A 22,531-nucleotide genomic window follows, 5' to 3' on the forward strand; every position below is an offset into this window, starting at 1 on the left:
CCCCCTCACACGTCGATCTTGGAAAGGCGGCGGATGAGCATGAAGCCCAGGGTGAACAGGCCAAGGGCGATCAGAACCGCTGTCTGGCCGATGAAGGCACCCGTCATACGGTCCAGCGCGCCGGGCATCATCATGTCCACCAGGAGCAGCGACCCGAGGCCGATGGCCGGGACCAGGTAGGCCGTCACCGTGACCTGGGAGAGCTGCGTACGGATCTCCCGGCGGGTCTCCTTGCGCTGCTCCAGGGTCACCGTGAGGTTGCGCAGGCTCTCCACGATCGTGCCGCCCGCGCGGGCGGACAGGACGAGGGTGGAGACCAGGACGACCAGTTCCCGCGACGGGAGCCGTTCGGTGAGTTCGCCCAGGGACTCCTCGATGGAGTGGCCGACGGCGAGGCGGTTGGCGACGCGCGCGAGCTCCTCGCCCGCCGGGGCCTCCAGCTCCTCGGCCGCCAGCCCGATGGCCGTACGCAGCGCCAGCCCGGCCTGGGTGGCGTTGGCGAGGATGCGGGCCAGGTCGGGGAGCTGGTTGATGAACCGCTCGGTGCGCCGCGTCCGCTGCCAGTTGAGGAAGGCGTTCGCCGCCCACAGGCCGATCAGGCCGGCCACCGGGCCGAAGAACGGGGCCAGGAAGGAAGCGGCGACCAGCCAGGTGCCGGCGACCCCGGCGCACATGTAGACGAAGAACTCCCCGACGGTCAGGTCGAGGCCGGTCACCGCGAGCTTGATCTCGATGCGGCGGCCGAGCTTCGTCTTCCGCAGCCGCCGGTCTATTCCGGCGAACCGGCGCCGCCGGCCCGCGGACGCCGGGACTCCGGTCGCCGAGAGCCGTTCGATGAGCGCGGCGCGCTGGGCGCGGCCCGCCGCGTACGCGTGTACGCCGAGGACCACGAGCAGGCAGGCGAGCAGCGTGGCGCCGAGGGTGAGGAGGACGAGTGGGTTCACAGGGCGGTCCGGGTGATGCGGGGGGTGGTGAGGGGGCCGGTGAGCGGGTCGTCGGGCAGCGCGACCCCGAAGGCCTGCGGGATCGGCTGGTTGTTCATGTAGAGGCGATCGGCGATGAACCGGGGCAGCGGGTAGTACTCGAAGTAGCCGTGCACGCGCGCGTCCGCCCCCATGGGCTGGGCCACGAAGCGGCAGACCGTCGTGATCCGGAAGGGCTCGCGGCCGTGCGATTCGAGGATGGAGATCTCCGTGATGCGGCGCGAGCCGTCGCCGAAGCGGGTGAGCTGCACGATGACGTTGACGGCGCTGTTGATCTGGTCCTGGAGCGCCTCGAAGGGGATCTCGACCTCCGACATGGAGGCGAGGGTCTGCAGGCGCATCAGGGCGTCGGCGGAACTGTTGGCGTGCACGGTGGCCAGGGAGCCGTCGTGGCCGGTGGACATCGCCTGGAGCATGTCGAGGGTCTCGCCGCCGCGGACCTCGCCGACGATGATGCGGTCGGGGCGCATGCGCAGGGAGTTGCGTACGAGGTCGCGGATGGTGATCTGCCCCTTGCCCTCGACGTTCGCCGGGCGGGATTCGAGGCGGATGACGTGCGCCTGCTGGAGCTGGAGCTCGGCGGAGTCCTCGATGGTGATGATGCGCTCGCCCTCCGGGATCAGACCGGAGAGGGCGTTGAGCAGGGTGGTCTTGCCGGTGCCGGTGGCGCCCGAGACGATCACGTTCATCTTGGCCGTGACCAGCCCGGACAACAGCAGGAGCATCTGCTCGTCGAGCGAGCCGAGGGCGATCATCTCGTGCAGGGTGAAGGCCCGCGGGAACCGGCGGATGGTGAGGGTCGCGCCGGTCAGGGAGAGCGGCGGGATGATGACGTTGACGCGCTCGCCGCTGGGCAGCCGGGCGTCGACCATCGGATTGGCCTCGTCCACACGGCGGTTGACGGTGGAGACGATGCGCTCGATGGTCTGCATCAGCTGCTCGTGCGAGGCGAAGCGGATGGGGAGCTGCTCCACGCGCCCGGCGCGCTCCACGAAGATCTGGTCGGGCCCGTTGACCATGATCTCGGAGATCGACGGGTCTTCGAGGAGCGGTTCGAGCACGCCGAGGCCGAGGGCTTCGTCGACGACGCGGCGGATCAGCTGCGCGCGCTCGACGGTGGAGAGGACGGGCCCTTCGCGGCTGATGATGTGGCCGAGTACGCGCTCCAGGCGCAAGCGGCGCTCGGCGGGCGCGAGCGCGGACATCTCGGCGAGGTCGATCTCCTCCAGCAGCTTGGCGCGGTACGAGGAGACCAGCCGGCCGTCCTCGCGCGGACTGTGGCGGTCGTCGGGGGTGTTGACCCGGGAACGCAGGCTCATGGTCAGGGGCCCTTCGGGTCGTCGTTGGGCATGACTGCCGTGGCCGACGCCTTGTGCGCGTCGAGTCCGGGCACGATGGAGTTGGCGGTGAGGGTGACGGTGACACTGACCGCGTCGGTCGACTTGGCCCAGGCGAAATTCGCGCTCCCGGCCAGTCCACCGCTGATCGCGGCCCGTCCTGCCGCCTCACCGCCCTTGCCGTTACGGGCTTCCACGCGCGCGGCGGTACGGGCCGCCGTGTCCGCCTGTTCCTCGGCGTACGCCACCCAGCCCAGCTGGATCCCGCACAGCGCGACGAACAGCAGGATCGGCACGAAGCCGATGTACTCGATGGCCACTTGGCCCCGTTCGGAGCGCCACTTCCGCTTCCGGTTCATGTCACTCCTTCTCCATCGCCGCGCCGCCGGTGCCGGTGATCTCGCCGAAGTTGAGCCCCGGATAGAGGACGGGGATCTTGAGTTTCACCGTCGCCTTGTAGATGTCGCCCGCCGGACCGCACTCCGCCTTCATTCCCCATGCGGCGGAGATGTGCTCCCCCGCCGCCGCCGCACACGCGGCGTCCCCCGTCACCGCCCCCGCCCGCGCCGCCTCGTCCGCCGCGTTGCCCGCCAGGGAGAAGGCGTAGCCGATCAGGACGCACTCCCACACCGCCGCGACGAGCAGCAGGATCAGCGGCACCGTGCCGACGAACTCGATCGCCACCTGGCCCCGGTCCCGGTCCCGCACCCCCCTGCGCGACGGCATGCGTCAGCCCTCCCGGCCCCGGCGCAGCCGCGCCACCTGCCCCGAGGCGCGGACCGCCAGCGAGGCGCCCGGGGGCTGCGGCGCCGGGGCCTCCGGGGCCGCCAGCAGGCCCAGTTCGCCCGCCAGGGTCCACAGGGCCTGCTTGACCGTCGACCGGTTGTCCAGGTCCTGGACCCGGCCCGCGTCCACCACGGCCTGGAGCTCCTTGAAGGCCGCCGGGACCGGGGTACGGGTGGCGCGGGTCTTGGTGATCTTCTCGATCAGGGCGGGCTGGATCTCGGTGTGCTTGCTCCAGCGGTTGACGACCATCGCGGTGTCCTCCGCCTTGCGCACCTGGAGCCGCTCCCACATCCGGACCATCCGCTTCGCCGCCCGCACCGCGACCACGTCCGGGGTGGTGACCAGCACCGCCACGTCGGCCGTCTCCACCGCGGCGGCGTTCGCGCCCGTCACCTGGGTTCCGCAGTCGATGACGACGAGCTCGTAGCGGGCGCGCAGGGCGCCGATGACGAGCCGGGCCGCCCGCTCGTCCACCTCCTCGCCGCGTTCCCCGTCCGCCGGGGCCAGCAGCAGCGCCACGCCCGTCCGGTCTTCGTACACCGCGTCCTGCAGGACCCGCGGCGAGATGTCCTGGATCCCGGCGAGGTCGGCGATCGAGCGCCGGAACTGCACGTCGAGGTACGAGCCCACGTCGCCCGCCTGGAGGTCCATGTCGACCAGTGCGGTACGCCGCCCCGAGGCGGCCGCGGCCAGCGCGAACTGCACGGCGGTGAAGGTGGTGCCCACGCCCCCCTTGGCCCCGGAGACCGTGACCACCCGCCCGCCGGGCCCCGAGACGATCTCGGCCGCGCCCCGCCCCAGGTGGCGGCGTACTCCCACGGACCACTGGGCGGCGGCCTGGACCCGGGCCGCGAGTTCCTCGTAGGCGAGCGGAAGGCCGATCAGGCCCCGCGCGCCCGAGTCCATCGCCGCGGAGAAGAGGGCCGGTCCGGCGTCCGAGGAGACCAGGACGACACCGACCGCCGGGAAGCGCAGGGCCACCTCCCGGATGAGTTCCAGGGCCGGCACCGGGCCGATGCGCTCGTGGACCAGGACGACCTCGGGGAGTTCGTCGATCGATTCGGCGGCGAGCCGGCCCAGGGTGTCCAGCAGCGTGGTGGAGTCCGGGACCGGAACGGCCGGCTCCGAGGACGGGAGCTGGCTCAGCAGGGTCACGAGGACGCGCGCGGCGTCCGGGTCGCCGGCCGCGGGGAGGATTCGGGTGGTCATCCGGGCCGCCTCACTTGTCCCCGTCGAGGGTGTACGTACGGTCGCTCGCGCTCGGCGCCGAGTCCGTACCGGGGGCCACCAGGGCCAGGCGCACGTGCTCCGCGAAGGATTCGGCGTACGCGACGCGCTGGGTGTCCTTGGTGTTCAGGGCGAAGGTGATCGGGACGGCTTCGGCGGGGCCCTTGCGGTCGCTGTCCTTCTCGAGGGCGGTGAGCTTGCCGACGCCCAGGACCCGGGCGTTGGCGACGATGATCACCGACCGCGAGGGGTCGGTGTCCTTGGCGCCCTTGAAGGTGGCGATGATGTTGACCTTCGCGCCGGAGGTGATCTTGCCAGCCACCCCCGTCGCCGCGTCGATCATGATGGCGATCTCCTGCTCACCCGGCTGGAGCTGCGGACGGTCGACGAACATGTCCGCCTGGAGCAGCGAGCCCTTCTTCAGGGTGGTCAGCGCGATCTTGTCCTTGAGCGCGCCCAGGTCGGTTATGGCGGTCTCCGACAGCCACCGCTTGGGGACCGTGACCTCCTCGAACTGCCCTGCCGTGAGCGGGCTGTACGGGGCGATGTCGCCCTTGACGCGGTACGCGACGACCTCGGACCCGACCTTGGAGTTGACGTCGCCGATCACCACGAGGACTCCGGCGAAGGCCCCCAGGGCGCACAGGACCGACAGGAGCAGCAGAATGACGCCGCGGCGCTGGCGTGAGTTCATGGGCCGTACTACCTCGCCGTTCTTCGTTCGTTCGATTCGATCAGGGTCTGGAGCGGCGCGGCGCAGAATCCGCAGCGGTCGCCGATGAGTTCGAAGCCGCACCAGCGGCACTCCTCACGGCGGACCGAGGCGACCAGCTGGTAGAGGACGGAGAGGTCCGGGATGCCGGCGGCGAACTCGACGAGCTTGGGGGTGCCCCACCAGCCGGGCGAATCGGCCGGCAGCGGGTTCTCCATGACGCCCTGCACCTGCCAGGCGGGGGCGAGTTCGGCCGCCACCCAGTCGGAGGCGAGCTGGCCGCGGGCGAAGGTGAGGTGGGTGGCGAACTCGGGCCCTGCGGGGAGGACGGTCCCGCCCCCGTGCGCCCCGCCGGAGGCGCCCAGCCTGGCCAGGTGCGGCGTCGGGTGGGCGAGTACGGCGAACTGCGCGCTCGGCGACCAGGAGCGGGCGTGCGCCTTGAGGCCGACCGGGACCCGGTCGAGTTTGGCGACCGAGCCCAGCAGGGCGCCCGCGTAGACGTAGTGGGACAGCAGCCGGGCCGCCGAGGCGAGCACTCCGGGGCTGAAGTCGCAGACGCTGAGCTGGCGGAGCTGACGTACCAGCAGAGCGGTGCCCAGGGGCGGCAGATCGACGCCGAGGAGCGCGATCCGGTCGGTTTCGAGGATGGCGCGCACGGTGTGCAGCCGCTGGACGGTGGCCCGCGGCAGCCAGGGCGGTACGACGGCCACGAGATGGCCGTGACGCTCCAGCAGGGCACTGGTCTGGGCGAGCGCGCCCGCGAGGTCGAGCTGCTCGGGCGGGTGCAGTACGGCGGCGCCGGGCGTGTGCCGGTCGGGGGCCGGAAGGACCAGATCGGCGCTGGTGACGGCAATGGCGGTCGGCACGCGAATCCCCCCGTTCACCCCGTGCGCCACGGCCGTTCGCGTAGCCGTCGCACACACGCACACTCTGCGCGACCGCAAACGATCGACGCTCTTCCCCCTTGCCTCAGCACCATATCCGCGTCACCCCTGGCAGGGCAGGGGCTTGGGAATTCCCGTGCCACCGGCACGCGTCACAGGTGGCGGGAAACCCGGACAACAGGGATCGGACGATCGAGCATTTCCAGCCACATTGCAAAGACTCTTGACACGGGGATTGGTCTGGACCAACTTGGCTCCGCCAGGCCTTTCCCGGGGCGCCCCCACGCGCCCCTCGCTCTCCTCATCCCCTTTCCTCCCCCCACCGGAGCCCACGTGAACCGCATACGCTCCCTCGCCTTCCTCGCCGCCGCCACCCTCACCGCGGGCGGCCTCACCGCCCTCGCCACCGGCACCGCGCAGGCCGCGGACGTCAACGTCGCCCGAAACGGCGGCTTCGAGTCCGGACTCGCCAACTGGTCCTGTTCCGCCGGAAGCGGCGCCTCCGTCTCCTCGCCGGTCTACGCCGGGTCCGGCGCCCTCAAGGGCACCCCGGCCGGATCCGACAACGCCCGCTGCAGCCAGACCGTCACGGTCAAGCCGAACTCGACGTACACGCTGAGCACGCAGGTCCAGGGCAGTTACGTCTACCTCGGCGCGACCGGGACCGGCACCCAGGACGTCTCCACCTGGACCCCCGGCTCGGGCGCGGGCTGGCAGAAGCTCTCCACCACCTTCACCACCGGCCCCAGCACCACCCAGGTCACCGTCTACACCCACGGCTGGTACGGCCAGCCGGCCTACGTCGTCGACGAGTTCAGCGTCTTCGGCCCGGACGGCGGCGGTGGCACGGACCCCGGCCCCTCCATCCCCGGCGCCCCGTCCGGGACCGCTGTTTCCGGACAGAGCTCGAGCGGGCTCACCCTTTCGTGGAACGCGGTCAGCGGGGCCACCGGCTATTACGTGTATCAGGACGGCGTCCGCATCCGTACGGTGTCCTCGGCGAGCGCCCAGATCACCGGGCTCGCAGCCTCGACCTCGTACTCCTTCCAGGTGAGCGCGTACAACGCGGCGGGCGAGGGCCCCAAGTCCGCGGCCGTCACCGGCACCACGACCGGCGGCGGAGGGCCGAACCCGAACCCGGCCGTCCCCAAGCACGCGCTGACCGGCTACTGGCAGAACTTCAACAACGGCGCGACCGTCCAGAAGATCTCCGACGTCTCCTCGCAGTACGACATCATCGCCGTCTCCTTCGCCGACGCCACGACCACACCCGGCGCCATCACCTTCAACCTCGACTCGGCCGGTCTCGGCGGCTACACCGTCGCCCAGTTCAAGTCGGACATCGCCGCGAAGAAGGCGGCCGGCAAGTCCGTCATCCTCTCCATCGGCGGCGAGAAGGGCACGATCTCGGTCAATGACTCCACCTCCGCCACCAACCTCGCGAACTCGGCGTACGCGCTGATGCAGGAGTACGGCTTCTCCGGCATCGACATCGACCTGGAGAACGGCCTCAACCCGACCTACATGACGCAGGCCCTGCGCGCGCTCTCGGCGAAGGCGGGCTCCTCGCTCGTCATCACCATGGCCCCGCAGACCATCGACATGCAGTCCACGCAGGGCGGCTACTTCAAGACGGCGCTCAACATCAAGGACATCCTCACCGTCGTGAACATGCAGTACTACAACAGCGGCTCGATGAACGGCTGCGACGGGAACGTCTACTCCCAGGGCTCGGTGGACTTCCTCACCGCCCTCGCCTGCATCCAGCTGGAGGGCGGCCTCGACCCCTCCCAGGTGGGCATCGGTGTGCCGGCCTCGCCGAGCGGAGCGGGCAGCGGCTACGTCTCCCCGACCGTCGTCAACAACGCCCTGGACTGTCTGACCAGGGGCACGAGCTGCGGGTCCTTCAAGCCGTCCAAGACCTACCCCGGCCTGCGCGGTGCGATGACCTGGTCGACGAACTGGGACGCCAAGGCGGGTAGTGCCTGGTCCAACGCGGTGGGTCCCAAGGTCCACAGCCTCCCCTAGGCGGTAGGTGTGGGGGTGGCCGGTTCGGGTCGGCCGACAGGAGGCGTCCTTGACCTGAACATGCCACGAGAGCACGCTGTGCGCATCCGCACGGCTACCCCCACACTCCCCACCCAGGAGAACGCATGCGGCTCCACTACCGCCGAAGGGCCGCCGTCACGGCGGCCCTTCTGGCGCTCGCGCTGGGCGCACCCGCTTACGGCATGAGCGCGACGGCGTCACCACCGCCCACCCCGTCCACCGCCACCCAGGACGAGGCCATCGTCCAATACCGGATCCACGGCCCCGCCACGGCGACCGACCGCACCGCCCTGCTCCGTACGGGCGTGTCGATCGACGAGGTGGACGACCACACGGTCGTGGTCAGCGCCGACACCATGCAGGCCAAGAACCTGCGCGCGCTGGGCTACCAGCTCACCGCGCTGCCCGGCCCGCCGGACCGCACCCTGCCGGGGATCGCGGCGGGCCCGATGGACTTCCCGTCGGCGGACTCCCGCTACCACAACTACGCCGAGGCGAACGCGGAGATCGACCAGCGCATCGCCCAGTACCCCGGGATCATGAGCAAGCGGGTCATCGGGAAGTCGTACCAGGGCCGGGACCTCATCGCCATCAAGATCAGCGACAACGTGGCCACCGACGAGGCCGAGCCCGAGGTGCTCTTCACCGCACACCAGCACGCCCGCGAGCACCTGACCGTGGAAATGGCCCTGTACCTGCTCAAGGAGTTCGGCTCCAAGTACGGCACCGACTCCCGGATCACCAACGCCGTCAACGGCCGCGAGATCTGGATCGTCCCGGACCTCAACCCGGACGGCGGCGAGTACGACATCGCCACCGGCTCCTACCGGTCCTGGCGCAAGAACCGTCAGCCCAACTCCGGATCCTCGTACGTCGGCACGGACGAGAACCGGAACTGGGACTACAAGTGGGGCTGCTGCGGCGGCTCCAGCAGCAGCAAGAGCTCCGAGACCTACCGCGGCTCGGCAGCCGAGTCGGCGCCCGAGGTGAAGGTGGTCTCGGACTTCGTCCGCAGCCGGGTCATCGGCGGCAAGCAGCAGATCAAGGCCGCGATCGACTTCCACACGTACAGCGAACTGGTCCTGTGGCCCTTCGGGTACACGTACAACGACACCGCCCCGGGCCTGACCACCGACGACCTCGCCGTCTACAAGAAGATCGGCACGAGCATGGCGGCGAGCAACGGCTACACCCCGGAGCAGTCGAGCGACCTGTACATCACGGACGGCACGATCGACGACTGGCTGTGGGGCAACCAGAAGATCTTCTCCTACACCTTCGAGATGTACCCGGCGAGCTCGGGCGGCGGCGGCTTCTACCCGCCCGACGAGGTGATCGACCGCGAGACCGCCCGCAACAAGGACGCGGTGCTCCAGCTCCTGGAGAACGCGGACTGCATGTACCGCTCGATCGGCAAGGAAGCCCAGTACTGCACCTGATCCCTGCACGATCCCTGCACGAACCGGGGCGCCCCACCGCCAGGGGGGCGCCCCGCCGCATGCTCAGCCCGCTCAGCCCAGGACGGCGAGCGCGTCGATCTCGATGAGCAGCCCGGCCGGCAGGCCGACGTACACGGTGGTGCGGGCGGCGGGGGCCTCCTTGAGGCCCTGCTCCTCGAAGTAGGCGTTGTAGAGCTCGTTCATCTCGGCGAAGTGCGCGGTGTCGGTGAGGTAGACGCGGATCATCATCACGTCGTCCCAGCCGGCGCCGCCCGCCTCGAGGACCGAGCGGACGTTCTCCAGCGTCTGGAGCGTCTGCTCGCGCAGCGCCGGCCCGGCGGGGGTGGGCGGCTGCCCGTCGACGTGCGGGAGGAAGCCGACCTGCCCGGCGACCTGGAGGATGTTCCCCTTGCGCACGCCGTGCGAGAACCGCGCGGGCGGGGTGGTGTGGGTGTCGGGGGTGATGGCGGTCTTCTCGCTCACGAGTCCTCTTCCTCTTGCTGGTCCTGTTGCGGGTCCTGTGATCCTGAATAGTCCCGGCTGACGGCGTCGGCGGTACCCCGCACCAGCGGCAGCAGTTCGACGAGCCCCTCGGCGGTGACGACCACGCTGGGCGCGGAGACGGACAGCGCGGCGACGACCCGCCCGTCGGGCCCGCGCACGGGGGCCCCGACGCAGTTGATGGACTCCTCGTGCCCGCCGAGATCGGCGGCCCAGCCCTGCTCCCGTACGAGCTCCAGCTCGCGGAGGAACGCGGCGGCGTCGGGGGTGGAGCGGGCGGTGTAGCGCGGATAGTCGATCCGCGCGGCGAGGCTCCGGCGCTCGCCCTCGGGAAGGTCGGCGAGGAGCAGCTTGGCGACGGCGGCGACGGTGAGGGGCACGGGCTTGCCGATACGGGAGTACATGCGGACCGGGTACCGGCTGTCGACCTTGTCGATGTACACGACCTCGTCGTCCTGGAGGAGGGCGAGGTGGACGGTGTGCCCGGTGGCCTTGTTCAGCGCGACCAGGTGGGGGTGCGCGATCTCCCGTACGTCGAGGTTCTCGACGGCTTCGGCGGCCAGCGCGAACAGCTGCGCGCCGAGCCGGTAGCGGCCGTCGGCCTGCCGGTACACGAACCCCCGCTCGTGCAGCGTGCGCAGCAGCCGCAAGGCGGTGCTCTTGTGCACCCCGAGCTCGTCGGCGACCTCGCCGAGGCCGGCGGGCCCCTTGGCCAGCAGCGGCAGGATCCCGAGCGCCCGCTCCACGGACTGGCTCATCCTCGTCCTCTCGTACGGGTCACGGCAACACCGGCTCCGCCGGTGCCGGGCTCCGCCCGGACCCGCGCCTCAAACGCCGGCGGGGCTGGATTTGGCTGGTGCCGTCCACCGCGCGAAACCCAGCCCCGCCGGCGTTTGAGGCGTGGGGGCCCCCCCGGACGGAGTCTGGGGGAGGGTTTGGGGCGGAGCCCCAGCAGTGGCGCCGCGCCCGGGCCCTCGGGTCGGCGTTGACCCACCGTCACCCGGGATGTTAGACAGCAGGCAGCGACATACGCAACGACCGTTGCATACAGCGCAACTCCCCGGGAGGGCACCGCATGGCCAGCGACCCCGTCAAGGACCTCGCCGACGAACCGGTCGACCACCGGTTCAAGGGCCTCCCCCCGGACGCCCACGCGGCCGGCCTCACCGTAGGCGAGCTCACCGCGCAGCGCCGGGACCTCCACACCGGCGGGTTCACCACCCCCGTCCTGACCCTCGACGCGGACGCGCTCGAGCACAACCTCACCGCCCTCGGCACGTACGCCGCCCGCCACGCCCTCGCCTTCGCCCCGCACGGCAAGACCTGCATGGCCCCGCAGCTCTTCCGCCGCCAGCTGGACCACGGCGCGTGGGGCATCACCGCCGCCGTCCCCCACCAGGCCCGCGTCTACCGCGCCTTCGGCATCCAGCGCATCTTCCTCGCCAACGAGCTCGTCGATCCCGCCGCCCTGCGCTGGGTGGCCTCCGAACTCGCCGCCGACCCCGGCTTCCGCTTCGTCTGCTACGTCGACTCCGTGCGCGGCGTCCACCTCATGGACCGCGCCCTGCGCGACGCGCCCGCCGTCATCGACGTCGTCGTCGAGCTCGGCGCCGGCGAGGGCGCCCGTACCGGCGCCCGCACCGACGACGACTGCCGCGCCGTCGCCGACGCCGTGGCCGACGCCGCCACCCTCCGCCTCGTCGGCATCGCCGGCTACGAGGCCGAGGTCCCCGACGCCGATCCGGACCGCGTCCACGCGTACCTGCGCCGCCTCACCGGCCTCGCCGTCGAGTTCGACAAGGCCGGCCGGTTCGCCGCGTACCCGGACCTCGAGGAGATCATCGTCAGCGCCGGCGGATCCGCCTGGTTCGACGCCGTCGCCGACGTCTTCGCCGAACTCCCCGAACTCTCCCGCCCCACCCTCAAACTGCTCCGCTCCGGCGCGTACGTCTCCCACGACCACGGCTGGTACACCCGCCTCACCCCCTTCAACCGCCACCCCGAAGAGGGCGGCCTGCGCCCCGCGTTCCGGCTCTGGACCCAGGTCGTCTCGCGCCCCTCCCCCACCCAGGCCTTCGTCAACGCCGGCAAGCGCGACATCGCCTACGACCTCGGCCTGCCCACCGCCGAGCTGGTCCGCGACGCCCTCACCGGCGACGAGCGACCCGCCACCGGAGTCCGCGTGGTCAAACTCTCCGACCAGCACGCCTGGCTGGAGACCGACTCCGCCGACGACGTCCAGGTCGGCGACTGGGTGGCCCTCGGCATGTCCCACCCCTGCACCATCTTCGAGAAGTGGCCGCTGATCCCGGTGGTGGAGTCCGACGGCACGGTCAGCGACTACGTCCGCACGTTCTTCTAGGTCCCGGCCGTGGACCTGGTCATCCGCGGGGCCCGCGTCGTCGACGGCACGGGCGGGCCCTCGTACACCGCTGATGTCAGCGTGCACGAGGGCCGGATCGCCGAGATCGGCCGCATACCCGGCGGGGGCCGCAGGACCCTCGACGCGCACGGGCTGGCCCTCGCCCCCGGCTTCGTCGACATGCACGCCCACAGCGACCTCGCGCTGCTCCGCGACCCGGACCACAGCGCGAAGGCCGCCCAGGGCGTGACCCTCGAAGTCCTCGGCCAGGACGGCCTGTCGTACGCGCCGGCCGACGACCGCACCCTGGGCGAGGTACGGACCGCCATCGCGGGCTGGAACGGCTCCGGCGACGACATCGACTTCGACGGTCCCGACGGCTTCGACTGGCGCACGGTCGGCGGCTACCTCGACCGCCTGGACCGAGGCGTCGCCGTGAACGCCGCGTACCTCGTCCCCCAGGGCACGGTCCGCGCGTACGCCCTCGGCTGGGACGACCGCCCGGCGAGCGCGGACGAGCTGGACCGGATGCGGCAGCTGGTCGCCGACGGCCTGGCCCAGGGCGCCGTCGGCATGTCCTCCGGCCTGACCTACACCCCCGGCATGTACGCCTCCGGCGCCGAACTGACAGAGCTGTGCCGCGTGGTGGCCCGGTACGGCGGCTACTACTGCCCCCACCACCGCTCGTACGGCCACGGCGCCCTGGCCGCCTACGCCGAGATGGTCGACCTCACCCGCGAGGCCGGCTGCGCCCTGCACCTCGCGCACGCCACCATGAACTTCGGCGAGAACCGGGGCCGCGCCCCCGAGCTGCTCGCCCTGCTCGACGCCGCTCTGGCCGACGGCTGCGACATCACCCTCGACAGCTACCCGTACACCCCCGGCTGCACGACCCTCGTGGCCCTGCTGCCCAGTTGGGCGAACGAGGGCGGCCCGGAGGCGGTCCTGGCACGCCTGCACGACGACGCCGAGGCCGCGCGGATCCGCCACGCGCTGGAGGTGACGGGCGCCGACGGCTGCCACGGGGTCCCCGTCGACTGGTCGACGATCGAGATCTCCGGCACCGCCGATCCCGCCTTCGCGGGGTACGTCGGCACGCGCCTGGACGGCTGGGACACCGCCCGGCGGCTGCTCCTCGGCGACCGGCTCGCGCCGACGGTCCTCCAGCACGTCGGCCACGAGGAGAACGTCCGGGCGATCATGCGCCACCGCGTCCACACCGGCGGCTCCGACGGCATCCTGCAGGGCGCGAAGCCGCACCCGCGCGCCTACGGCACCTTCCCGCACTACCTCGGCCACTACGTCCGCGAGCTCGGCGTGCTCTCCCTCGAGGAGTGCGTCGCGCACCTGTCCGGCGGCCCGGCGGCCCGCCTGCGCCTGCCCGACCGGGGTCTGGTCCGCGCCGGCCACCGGGCCGACCTGGTCCTGTTCGATCCGGACACGGTCGCCGCCGGGTCCACGTACGAGAACCCGCGCACGCTGCCCACCGGCATTCCGCACGTCCTGATCGACGGGCGCTTCGTGATGCGCGACGGACGGCGCACGGACGTGCTGGCGGGCCGCTCCGTCCGCCGCACACCCCACGCTGCCGGCGCTCCCCGCACTCCCCCGGCGGCGTGACAGGGACATTTACGATGAACCGATGGTCGCCTTCGCCCTCGCCGCCCTGTTCTTCCTCGCCTTCGGCATAAGTGCCCGACAGGACCGCCGCGGCTTCCGCAACGCGGTGCTGTTCGGTCTGACCTTCATCACCTTCTCGTTCGCCCTGCTCCTCCAGGTGCCCGCGCTGCCGCACTGGCTGGCCATGCCCGTGGTCCTGCTCGTCTTCGCCGTCCCCACGCTCGGCACCCTGGCGCTCGGCGTCTTCCTCGTCGCCAACGGCCTGACGATGGTCCGCAAGGAAGGCAGCCGCCCGCCCAACCTGCTGTCGATGGTCGCGGGCCTCGGGATCTTCGGGATGATCGCGCTGCTGCTCCTCGTGGGCCGGTACGGCTCCACGGTCGCGCACGGCATCGCGGCGACCCTCACCCTGGTCGTCGCCTACGTCTCCTTCATCTTCCTGTGCTTCCTCGGCTACGCCTTCCTGTACGGGCGGATCAAGGTGCGCGGCGACGTCGACCACGTGGTGATGCTGGGCTCGGGCCTGGTCGGCGGCGACCGGGTGCCGCCGCTGCTGGCCTCGCGGCTGCGCAAGGGGCAGGAGATCTACGAGGCCCAGCTGGCCCGGGGCGGCCGTCCGCCGGTGCTCCTCGTCTCGGGGGGCAAGGGCTCGGACGAGCGGGTCTCCGAGGCCCGGGCGATGGCGGACTGGCTGATCGCGGAGGGTGGTGTTCCGGCGGAGCACGTCCGGCTGGAGGACCGGTCCCGGACGACGGAGGAGAACATGCGGTTCTCCCGCGAGCTGATGCTGGCGGACGACCCCGGCTACCGGTGCGTGGTGGTCACCAACAATTTCCACGCCTTCCGGGCCGCGATGATGGCGCGCAAGGCCGGGGTGAACGGGCAGGTGCTCGGCTCGCCGACCGCGAGGTACTTCTGGCCGAGCGCCACGATCCGCGAGTTCGTCGCGGTGTTCTGGGAGCACAAGGCCGTGAACCTGGGGATCTGCGGCCTGCTCGTGGCCCTCGGCGCCCTGGTGACGATCACCGTCTGACCTCGTCCGTTCGGGTCAAGGTGCGTTCATGGAGCTGCCGCCGGAGGATGGGGCCAGGGAACACCGGGGGACACCCGGTGTGCACCGGAGGAGGTACGCGATGGACAGTGAATCGGACCAGCAGCCCACGCGGTCGGACCGGCTCTTCACGGGCGGGGAGCGACCGTACGACCCCGAGGACCTCGTGATGGCGACAGGCCACGACCCGACTCCGGAGCGGGTCGAGAAGGCGCGCCAGCTGATCGAGAAGGAAGGCCCGCAGGTCATCGAGCGTTACCTGCCGTAGCGCTCTGTTCGCTCCGTTCGCATGCTGCTGAAACCCCGGTCTGAGGTCGCGCCTCGGGCCGGGGTCGTTTCGTACTCGTGCTCGTGCTCATGCTCGTGCTCGTGCTCGTGTCGCACGCGGGGGCGGGCAGGGCGGGGCCGCATCCAGAGCCGGTGAATGCTCGTTAGCGGTCCGGGGGACACAACCCTAAGGACAGGTGAATGCACGCTCTCGATGTCGACTGGGACCGCCCCACGGACCCGCGCCCCGGCCCGCGGCTCGACCACGTCCGCGCGTACGTGAGCACGGCGGGCGCCGACGGACACCTGTGGCACGGAGTGCCCACCCTGCTGCTCACCACCGTCGACCGCGCCACCGGCCGGACGGTCCGCACCCCGCTGATCTACGGCGAGGACGCGGACCGCCTCGTCGTCGTGGCCGCCGGGTACGGCGCCCCGGAGCACCCGGCCTGGTACCGGAACCTCGCCGCCCACCCGGAGGTCCGCGTCCAGGTCGGCGCCACCGTCTCCCGGGCCGTGGCGCGCACGGCGACGCCGGAGGAGCGGGAGACGTACTGGGACATGATGACGGGCTTGTGGCCGGCCTACGAGGACGACCAGGCCGCCGCGGCGCCCCGCGAGATCCCGCTGGTGATCATCGAGACGTGACGATGGCAGAAACGGTTGGGCGGACTGGTGTGCCCGTTGGGACCGCTGTGGTCGGTGGAGTGGCTGCGGTCGCCAGGTCCGCTGGGGCCGCTAGTCGTTGACGTCGAAGCGGACCGAGCGCACGAGCAGCCATTCGGTCGCGGGCCGGCCGTCGGGCCGCAGCCGCCAGTCGGGACCGTCGCAGTCGGCGCCGAGGTAGACGGTCACCCAGGAGTCGGTCCGGTTGTGCGGGGCGTAGCCGGGATCGGCGTCGTTGGAACCGACCTCGTCGAGGTTGATGCACCTGTCGCTCTCCGGGTCGTGCAGGGTGCCGGTCTGCTCCACGCCGTTCTGGTCGCGGTACTTGTAGTGGAAGTCGCCGGTGGCGGCGAGAGCCGACGCGGGGAGTGACAGGACCAGCGCGAAGGCGGCGACGGCAGCGGCGGCGGTGTTGCGGAGCTTCATGACGGGGTGAATCCCTTCCGGGGGCTGAAGCGTTGGGGGCTTGTGCGGGCACGACCCTAGGAGGCCTCGGAAGGGCGAATCGATCCTCCGGAATCCCTCGGCGTGGCGGGCCGCGCTCCTGACCACCGCCGCCACCCGTTCGGGTCACCGATCACCGAAACGGTGGCCTGACCCCTCCCCGATCGGCTACCAACGGGGCGGGAAGGGGGAACAGTTGAACGCACACACCCATGAGCAGGGCCGGAGCCGCGACAACGGACCATTCCTCCTCGCGAAGGTACTGGCGGACGCCCTCGTCACCATCGGCCGGCCGCGGCCGCGCGAGGGGACCTCCTCCTCCGCCGCCGCCTGCCCCTTGTGCGCGGCGCCGTCGTCACGCGTGGTCGTAGACGGTGACCTGCACGTCGCGCGCGCAGAGCGCGTCGGTGATGAGTGGTTCGATGCGTGACCAGGTGCCGCCGGCGAGTCCGCACCCGATGCGCGGCATGTGGACGGTGGCGCCCAGCTCGACGGCGTGATCGGCCAGGGCGGCGAGGCAGCGCGCGACGGCGTCGTAGCGAATCGGCGGGCCCCCGCTTCCGGTGCGCATCCCCCGCTGACCGACCATGTTGGCCACCCACACGTCGGGCTTCACCCGCACCAACTGCACGGCACCGAGCCCGAAGTCGTTACCGCTGCGCCCCCGATGCCAGGCCCTGTACTCGGCCTCCGGCTCCGACCACCGCCGCGAAACGGCGAGCACGAACCCCTTCCCCCACCCCCCGAGGTCGTTGCAGACATGAGCGATCACCTTGGGCCCCTTGGCCTGCGGACTCGTCGCATCTCCAGCGATGATCTTGAGCGGCTTCATACTCGAAAAGATATGCGAAACCACTGACATCGGGGGGCGGTCGGGGGGCGGTGGCTTCGGGGGTCGGGGTCTCAGCGGGGCGGGATCAGGGAGGGTTTGGGGGTTTCCCGTCAGTCCCACTGTCTCCCCGGGTCGGGCCGGCCTGTAAAGGGCGCTCCCTTCGGTCGCGTCGCTTCGCGATGGCCTTCGGCCACCCTTGACAGACCACCCCGCCCCGGAAAGACAGGACTGTCGGGAAGCCCCCAAAAGAACGGTCCACCGGTTCCATGGACGGGCAGGAGCCATCAGCGACCGGCTCCCTGGTTGCCAGGGGGCAGGTCTGAGCCCGGGCCCATCGGGAGGGGATCCGGGCCGGGAGCGGCCCGACCCGCACGAGACAGCGACCAGAAGCCCCTCGGGAGCCGCCGGCGCGTCAGATCGCCACGTGCTCCCCGTTGATTGGCGGCTGCGGGCTGGATGACGGTGGTCGGGGGGTCAGCCGTTCAGGGACGTCATCAGCTCGGGGGCGTAGCGGTCGCCCGAGGCCACGCCGTGGGGGGCCACGGCGTCGATGGCGGCCAGGTCCGCGTCACTGATCGTCACAGCGGTGGCGGCGATGTTCTCCTCCAGGTAGCGGCGGCGCTTGGTGCCCGGGATGGGTACCGCGCCCTGGCGCAGGGTCCACGCCAGGGCGAGCTGCGAGGGCGTGACGCCCTTCTCCGCGGCGAGGCGGCGCACCTGGTCGACGACGGCCAGGTTGCGGTGGAAGTTCTCGCCCTGGAAGCGGGGGTCGGTGCGGCGGAAGTCGTCGGCGGCGAAGTCGTCGGGGCTGGTGATGGCTCCGGAGAGGAATCCCCGGCCGAGCGGGGAGTAGGCGACGAGCCCGATTCCGAGCTCGCGCAGGGTGTCGAGGACACCGTCGTGTTCGATGCCGCGCTCGAAGAGGCTGTACTCGGTCTGTACGGCGGCCAGCGGGTGGACGGCGTGGGCGCGGGCGATGGTGGCGGGGGCGGCCTCGCAGAGGCCGATGTGGCGGACCTTGCCGGCGGCGACGAGCTCGGCCAGGGCGCCCACGCTCTCCTCGACGGGCACGTTCGGGTCGATGCGGTGCAGGTAGTACAGGTCGATGTGATCGGTGCCCAGGTGGCGCAGGGAACGGTCGACCGAGTGGCGGATGTACTCGGGGGTCGCGTTGTGGCCGCGGAAGGCCCCTTCGTCGGTGAACTCGACGCCGGTCTTCGTGGCGATCACGGCGGCTTCGCGGCGGCCGGCCAGCGCCTTGCCGAGAAGCTGTTCGTTGAGGAAGGGCCCGTAGCCTTCGGCGGTGTCGAGGAGGGTGACGCCGAGCTCCAGGGCGCGGTCGATCGTGGCCAGCGACTCGACCTCGTCCGTGGCTCCGTAGTGGGCACTCATGCCCATGAGCCCGAGCCCTTCGGCGCCGACCTTCAGTCCCTGGCTGCCCAGTGCGCGGATGTCCATCGTGGTCTCCCTCTAAGTAACTAACTGGATAGATAGAGCATGCACCGCACCTGCAGCCGATGTCAATAACCAGATAGTTACTTGCTAGCCTTGAGGCATGGCACGGGATTCCAGCGCGACCAAGGCGCGCCTGCTCGATGCGGCCTTCTCCGAGTTCGCGACGTACGGCATCGCCGGTGCGCGAGTCGACCGCATCGCCGAGGCGGCACAGGCGAACAAGCGGCTCATCTACGTCTACTACGGCAACAAGGAGCAGCTCTTCGACGCCGTGCTCCAGCGGGCACTGGAGACGGGCTCGGAGTCCGTTCCGTTCAACGCCGACGACCTGCCCGGCTACGCGGGCGCCGTCTTCGACCACCTCACCGAGCGGCCGGCCCTGATGCGCCTGGTGCTGTGGAAGCAGCTGGAGCGTCCGGGGACCACGGACACGGAGGCGGCGTCCTACCGGGGCAAGATCGCCGCAGTGCGGCAGGCACAGGAGTCAGCCCGCATCGACGCCGGGATGGACGCCACCGATGTACTGACGCTGGTGATCGCCATCTCGCAGGCGTGGTTCGGCGCGGTCGGCACCGACTGGGCGCCGGAGCAGCTCGCCCGCCACCGCGCGGCGGTGGTGGAGTCCGTCCACCGGATCACCACCCCGTCCGGCACCTGACCCACGACGAGCGTGGGCGGCTCATGTCCAACCCCAGACGGCCGTCAGCCGCCAAACAATGAGCAACCGCGTAGCGACCTGACGCGCCCACCGACCCCGCATCCCCTCCCGGCGGGCCCGGGCTCAGACACCGCCCCAGGGGCCAGGGAGCCGGTCACTGATGGCCCCCGCCCGCCCATGGAACCAGTGGACCGTTCTTTTGGGGGCTTCCCGACAGTCCTGTCTTTCCGGGGCGGGACGGTCTGTCAAGGGTGGCCGAAGGCCATCGCGAAGCGACGCGACGACGAAGGAGGAGCGCCCTTTACAGACCGGCCCGACCCGGGGAGACAGTGGGACTGACGGGAAACCCCAAACCCTCCCTGATCCTGAGCAACCCGGACCCCGCCCCCCGAAGCCCCCGCCCCGCCCCTCGAACCTCCCCCTCACAAGTACTCGCGCGCGAACTCCACCGCCCACTCCACCGCAGCCACCGGGACGCTCCCCGCGTGCGGGTCCAGGCTGAGGCGGGCCGTCTCCCAGCCCTGGCCGTGTTCGCGGTGGATCGCGAAGCACCCCTGGTCCGTGCCGGCCGGACCGGACACCAGGAACTCGATCGCCCGGTCATCGCCGTCCGTGCCGACCGTGGTGATCGCCATTTCACCGACTACGAACTCCACTGCCCCACGCCCCTCGGTAGCCGCCGTTCCGGATCTCCAGCCTCCCCCCGCCACCGGCCCGCCGCATGAGCCCGCGTACTCAGCCCGCGTACTCACCCACCCCACCCCAGCCCACCCCCCAGCGTGACGAGCGCAACACCCCCAACTCCCCCGCACCCGCCCACCCCGCCTCCCCACCCATTCCGCAGGCCGTACCGCGACCCCAGCCCCGCATTCCAAGGGTGGATCGCACCAGCACCCAAGCATTACCCGAAACGGGACATATCGCCCGCCACCTCTCCCGCCCAAATGGCGCGCCACGGCCGCACCCGGCCCCGTAAGCTCCCGTCATGCAGGTGATCCAGTCAACGAAACTCGCCAATGTCTGCTACGAGATCCGCGGCCCCGTCCTCGAAGAGGCGATGCGGCTCGAAGCAGCAGGTCATCGCATCCTCAAGCTCAACACCGGCAACCCCGCGGCCTTCGGCTTCGAGTGCCCGCCGGAGATCCTTGAGGACATGCTCCGCAACCTGGGCAACGCCCACGGGTACGGGGACGCGAAGGGGCTGCTCTCCGCGCGCCGCGCGGTCATGCAGCACTACCAGACCAAGGGCATCGACCTGGACGTCGAGGACATCTACCTCGGCAACGGCGTCTCCGAGCTGATCCAGATGTCCATGCAGGCGCTGCTCGACGACGGCGACGAGGTCCTCGTCCCCGCGCCGGACTACCCGCTGTGGACCGCCTCCGTCTCGCTCGCGGGCGGCACGGCCGTGCACTACCGCTGCGACGAGCAGGCCGACTGGATGCCGGACCTCGCCGACATCGAGCGCAAGGTCACCGACCGCACCCGCGCCATCGTGATCATCAACCCGAACAACCCGACCGGCGCCGTCTACGACGACGAGATGCTGCGCGGGCTCACGGACATCGCGCGCCGCCACAACCTGGTCGTCTGCTCGGACGAGATCTACGACCGGATCCTGTACGACGGCACGACGCACACGAACACCGCCGCCATCGCGCCGGACCTGCTCACCCTGACCTTCAACGGGCTGTCCAAGAACTACCGCGTCGCCGGCTACCGGGCCGGCTGGATGGCGGTCTGCGGCCCCAAGAAGAACGCCTCGTCGTACATCGAGGGCCTGACGATCCTGGCCAACATGCGACTGTGCGCCAACATGCCCTCGCAGCACGCCGTCGCCACCGCCCTCGGCGGCCGGCAGTCGATCAACGACCTGGTGCTTCCGGGCGGGCGGCTGCTGGAGCAGCGCGACACGGCATACGACCTGCTGACGCAGATCCCCGGCATCAGTTGCGTGAAGCCCAAGGGGGCGCTGTACCTCTTCCCGAAGCTCGACCCCTCCGTCTACAAGATCAAGGACGACCGGCAGATGGTCCTCGACCTGCTGCGGGCCGAGAAGATCATGGTGGTGCACGGTACGGGCTTCAACTGGCCCGAGCCCGACCACTTCCGGATCGTGACGCTGCCGAACGCCAAGGATCTGGCGGACGCGGTGACCCGGATCGGGAACTTCCTGGACGGCTACAGCCAGCCGTAGCCCCCGATAACCCCGCCCCCAGGGGCCTCGCTCGAGTTTCGACAGGATTCAGCTCAACTTTAGAATGATTCCAATGTAGGATGGTCTCCTGACCACGCAGGAGGCCACCTCATGTACGAGCCGATCCGCACCAAGTCGGTCGTCCACCGCATGGGCGCCGCCCCGGCCGACTATCCGCACCGCAGCCGCAGCGAGGCCCTGGACATCCAGCTCGCCGGGCACCTCGCGGCCCTGCTCGCCGTCACCGACGAGCTCGGGCTCGACGAGGCCGCCGCCCGGATCGCCGCGCAGGTCGCGCGGCTGCGGGGGGCCCAGCCCACCCGTGCCCCGCAGTCGCCGTCGCCGTCGCCGTCGTACGACCCCGCCGAGGGCACGGACACGACCACGGCCCTGCACCAGCGTGCGCACGACCTCGCCGCCCGCGCGCTCCTCGTCGCCGCGTCCCGCGCCGACACCACCGTCGCGATCCTCGCCGCCGAGCGCATGGACGCGCACGCCGCCGCCCTCACGTCCCAGGACCTGGCCGGCGCCCTCTGACGGCCCCGGTCCGGGGCCGCGGAGGCTCCGGACCGGGCGCCATAAACCCCTGCCGACAGGCCCTACGGCTCGGGGCTGAATTCCGCGTCGGCGACCCCGCACCACGGGACCGTCGCGATCGGCCAGACCGGGCCGACCGCCTCGCCGTACTCGGTCGCCCCCAGGGCCACGCCCGGGATCTTCACCAGCGCCTGGGCGGCCCGCCCTCCCGGCACCGGGTCCGCGGATTCGCGGAACTCCACGGTCACCACGTACGCGCCCGGCCCCTGCGGCCTGCCCGCGGCCGTCACCGCGGCCACCACCCGCCGGCTGGCCGGATCGATGCGGCACCCGGTCACCCGTACGTCCTCCGCCGCGGCCCGCGGCGCCGCCTCGCCGGCCCCGCCGCCACTGGCCCACACGTACAGCCCCAGCGGGGCGAACACCAGCAGCCCGGCCAGCGTCACCAGACCGACCAGCCAGCCCTGCCACTTCAACGCGCTCACGCCCATGCCCAGATCCTCCTCGGCAGCAGCCCCTCCCAC

Annotated in this window: 24 protein-coding genes; 10 read left to right on the plus strand and 14 right to left on the minus strand. The window is 71.2% G+C overall.

Annotated elements, in window-relative coordinates:
* Positions 1 to 5 precede the first annotated feature (5 nt).
* From JIW86_RS16510 to JIW86_RS16540, 7 genes are read right to left on the minus strand one after another with little or no spacing between them, the layout of a single operon-like run.
* Complete coding sequence (locus tag JIW86_RS16510; RefSeq protein ID WP_257554467.1) at positions 6 to 944, minus strand: type II secretion system F family protein; 939 nt, start codon at positions 942 to 944, stop codon at positions 6 to 8.
* Positions 941 to 2,302, minus strand: coding sequence for a CpaF family protein (locus JIW86_RS16515; protein WP_257554468.1), 1,362 nt, complete (start codon positions 2,300 to 2,302; stop codon positions 941 to 943). Before JIW86_RS16515 ends, JIW86_RS16510 begins: the two co-directional genes overlap by 4 nt.
* A gap of 2 nt (positions 2,303 to 2,304) precedes the next feature.
* The gene (locus JIW86_RS16520) at positions 2,305 to 2,679 is read right to left on the minus strand and encodes a TadE/TadG family type IV pilus assembly protein (protein ID WP_257554470.1); all 375 of its coding nucleotides are present in this window, start codon (positions 2,677 to 2,679) and stop codon (positions 2,305 to 2,307) included.
* A 1-nt stretch (position 2,680) separates the two neighbouring features.
* Entirely contained in the window at positions 2,681 to 3,046 is a 366-nt protein-coding gene (locus tag JIW86_RS16525) for a TadE/TadG family type IV pilus assembly protein (protein ID WP_215150072.1), read from the minus strand.
* 3 nt (positions 3,047 to 3,049) lie between these two features.
* Entirely contained in the window at positions 3,050 to 4,315 is a 1,266-nt protein-coding gene (locus JIW86_RS16530; RefSeq protein ID WP_257554471.1) for an AAA family ATPase, read from the minus strand.
* A 10-nt stretch (positions 4,316 to 4,325) separates the two neighbouring features.
* The gene (gene cpaB / locus JIW86_RS16535) at positions 4,326 to 5,027 is read right to left on the minus strand and encodes a Flp pilus assembly protein CpaB (RefSeq protein ID WP_215150076.1); all 702 of its coding nucleotides are present in this window, start codon (positions 5,025 to 5,027) and stop codon (positions 4,326 to 4,328) included.
* Between the two features lie 8 nt (positions 5,028 to 5,035).
* On the minus strand, positions 5,036 to 5,911 hold the full coding sequence (locus JIW86_RS16540) for a hypothetical protein (protein ID WP_257554472.1): 876 nt from the start codon (positions 5,909 to 5,911) through the stop codon (positions 5,036 to 5,038).
* Between the two features lie 351 nt (positions 5,912 to 6,262).
* Between JIW86_RS16540 and JIW86_RS16545 the strand changes: the two genes are divergently transcribed.
* Both JIW86_RS16545 and JIW86_RS16550 read left to right on the plus strand, forming a co-directional pair.
* On the plus strand, positions 6,263 to 7,957 hold the full coding sequence (locus tag JIW86_RS16545; protein ID WP_257554473.1) for a chitinase: 1,695 nt from the start codon (positions 6,263 to 6,265) through the stop codon (positions 7,955 to 7,957).
* 125 nt (positions 7,958 to 8,082) lie between these two features.
* Positions 8,083 to 9,417: a M14 family metallopeptidase gene (locus tag JIW86_RS16550; protein WP_257554474.1), complete on the plus strand. Its 1,335-nt coding sequence runs from the start codon at positions 8,083 to 8,085 to the stop codon at positions 9,415 to 9,417.
* 72 nt (positions 9,418 to 9,489) lie between these two features.
* Here the strand turns inward: JIW86_RS16550 and JIW86_RS16555 are convergent, their stop codons facing one another.
* Together JIW86_RS16555 and JIW86_RS16560 are read right to left on the minus strand one after the other, a co-directional pair.
* Positions 9,490 to 9,900, minus strand: a complete 411-nt coding sequence (locus JIW86_RS16555; protein WP_257554475.1) for a RidA family protein — start codon at positions 9,898 to 9,900, stop codon at positions 9,490 to 9,492.
* Positions 9,897 to 10,676 carry an IclR family transcriptional regulator gene (locus tag JIW86_RS16560; RefSeq protein WP_257554476.1) on the minus strand — a complete coding sequence of 260 codons (780 nt, stop codon included), beginning with the start codon at positions 10,674 to 10,676 and terminating at the stop codon, positions 9,897 to 9,899. The genes JIW86_RS16555 and JIW86_RS16560 overlap by 4 nt, the downstream gene beginning before the upstream one ends.
* 317 nt (positions 10,677 to 10,993) lie before the next feature.
* On the opposite strand from JIW86_RS16560, the gene JIW86_RS16565 reads away from it, so the two are divergent.
* The 5 genes from JIW86_RS16565 (at position 10,994) to JIW86_RS16585 (ending at position 15,866) form a co-directional block, all read left to right on the plus strand.
* On the plus strand, positions 10,994 to 12,280 hold the full coding sequence (locus JIW86_RS16565) for an amino acid deaminase (protein ID WP_257554477.1): 1,287 nt from the start codon (positions 10,994 to 10,996) through the stop codon (positions 12,278 to 12,280).
* A 9-nt stretch (positions 12,281 to 12,289) separates the two neighbouring features.
* The gene (locus JIW86_RS16570; RefSeq protein WP_257554478.1) at positions 12,290 to 13,900 is read left to right on the plus strand and encodes an N-acyl-D-amino-acid deacylase family protein; all 1,611 of its coding nucleotides are present in this window, start codon (positions 12,290 to 12,292) and stop codon (positions 13,898 to 13,900) included.
* Between the two features lie 22 nt (positions 13,901 to 13,922).
* Positions 13,923 to 14,933, plus strand: coding sequence for a YdcF family protein (locus JIW86_RS16575; RefSeq protein ID WP_257554479.1), 1,011 nt, complete (start codon positions 13,923 to 13,925; stop codon positions 14,931 to 14,933).
* Positions 14,934 to 15,033: 100 nt separating this feature from the next.
* Positions 15,034 to 15,219 (plus strand): hypothetical protein, encoded by a 186-nt coding sequence (locus tag JIW86_RS16580; RefSeq protein WP_257554480.1) that lies wholly within the window; start codon positions 15,034 to 15,036, stop codon positions 15,217 to 15,219.
* Between the two features lie 200 nt (positions 15,220 to 15,419).
* Positions 15,420 to 15,866, plus strand: a complete 447-nt coding sequence (locus JIW86_RS16585) for a nitroreductase family deazaflavin-dependent oxidoreductase (protein ID WP_257554481.1) — start codon at positions 15,420 to 15,422, stop codon at positions 15,864 to 15,866.
* A 90-nt stretch (positions 15,867 to 15,956) separates the two neighbouring features.
* Here JIW86_RS16585 and JIW86_RS16590 read toward each other — a convergent pair whose 3' ends face one another.
* From JIW86_RS16590 to JIW86_RS16600, 3 genes are all read right to left on the minus strand, one after another.
* Positions 15,957 to 16,310, minus strand: a complete 354-nt coding sequence (locus JIW86_RS16590; protein ID WP_215148308.1) for a hypothetical protein — start codon at positions 16,308 to 16,310, stop codon at positions 15,957 to 15,959.
* A 373-nt stretch (positions 16,311 to 16,683) separates the two neighbouring features.
* Positions 16,684 to 17,160 carry a macro domain-containing protein gene (locus JIW86_RS16595; protein WP_215148310.1) on the minus strand — a complete coding sequence of 159 codons (477 nt, stop codon included), beginning with the start codon at positions 17,158 to 17,160 and terminating at the stop codon, positions 16,684 to 16,686.
* 474 nt (positions 17,161 to 17,634) lie between these two features.
* The gene (locus JIW86_RS16600) at positions 17,635 to 18,618 is read right to left on the minus strand and encodes an aldo/keto reductase (RefSeq protein WP_257554482.1); all 984 of its coding nucleotides are present in this window, start codon (positions 18,616 to 18,618) and stop codon (positions 17,635 to 17,637) included.
* 97 nt (positions 18,619 to 18,715) lie between these two features.
* On the opposite strand from JIW86_RS16600, the gene JIW86_RS16605 reads away from it, so the two are divergent.
* The gene (locus tag JIW86_RS16605) at positions 18,716 to 19,273 is read left to right on the plus strand and encodes a TetR family transcriptional regulator (RefSeq protein ID WP_257554483.1); all 558 of its coding nucleotides are present in this window, start codon (positions 18,716 to 18,718) and stop codon (positions 19,271 to 19,273) included.
* A gap of 422 nt (positions 19,274 to 19,695) precedes the next feature.
* On the opposite strand, the gene JIW86_RS16610 is transcribed toward JIW86_RS16605, so the two are convergent.
* Complete coding sequence (locus JIW86_RS16610; RefSeq protein ID WP_257554484.1) at positions 19,696 to 19,929, minus strand: hypothetical protein; 234 nt, start codon at positions 19,927 to 19,929, stop codon at positions 19,696 to 19,698.
* Between the two features lie 329 nt (positions 19,930 to 20,258).
* Between JIW86_RS16610 and JIW86_RS16615 the strand changes: the two genes are divergently transcribed.
* Both JIW86_RS16615 and JIW86_RS16620 read left to right on the plus strand, forming a co-directional pair.
* Entirely contained in the window at positions 20,259 to 21,470 is a 1,212-nt protein-coding gene (locus JIW86_RS16615; RefSeq protein ID WP_215148314.1) for a pyridoxal phosphate-dependent aminotransferase, read from the plus strand.
* 111 nt (positions 21,471 to 21,581) lie between these two features.
* Positions 21,582 to 22,007, plus strand: a complete 426-nt coding sequence (locus JIW86_RS16620) for a hypothetical protein (protein ID WP_257554485.1) — start codon at positions 21,582 to 21,584, stop codon at positions 22,005 to 22,007.
* 62 nt (positions 22,008 to 22,069) lie between these two features.
* Here the strand turns inward: JIW86_RS16620 and JIW86_RS16625 are convergent, their stop codons facing one another.
* Positions 22,070 to 22,492: a hypothetical protein gene (locus JIW86_RS16625; RefSeq protein ID WP_257554487.1), complete on the minus strand. Its 423-nt coding sequence runs from the start codon at positions 22,490 to 22,492 to the stop codon at positions 22,070 to 22,072.
* Between the last annotated feature and the right edge of the window lie 39 nt (positions 22,493 to 22,531).

This window comes from Streptomyces sp. NBC_00162 (assembly GCF_024611995.1).
In the GTDB taxonomy this organism is placed as follows: domain Bacteria; phylum Actinomycetota; class Actinomycetes; order Streptomycetales; family Streptomycetaceae; genus Streptomyces.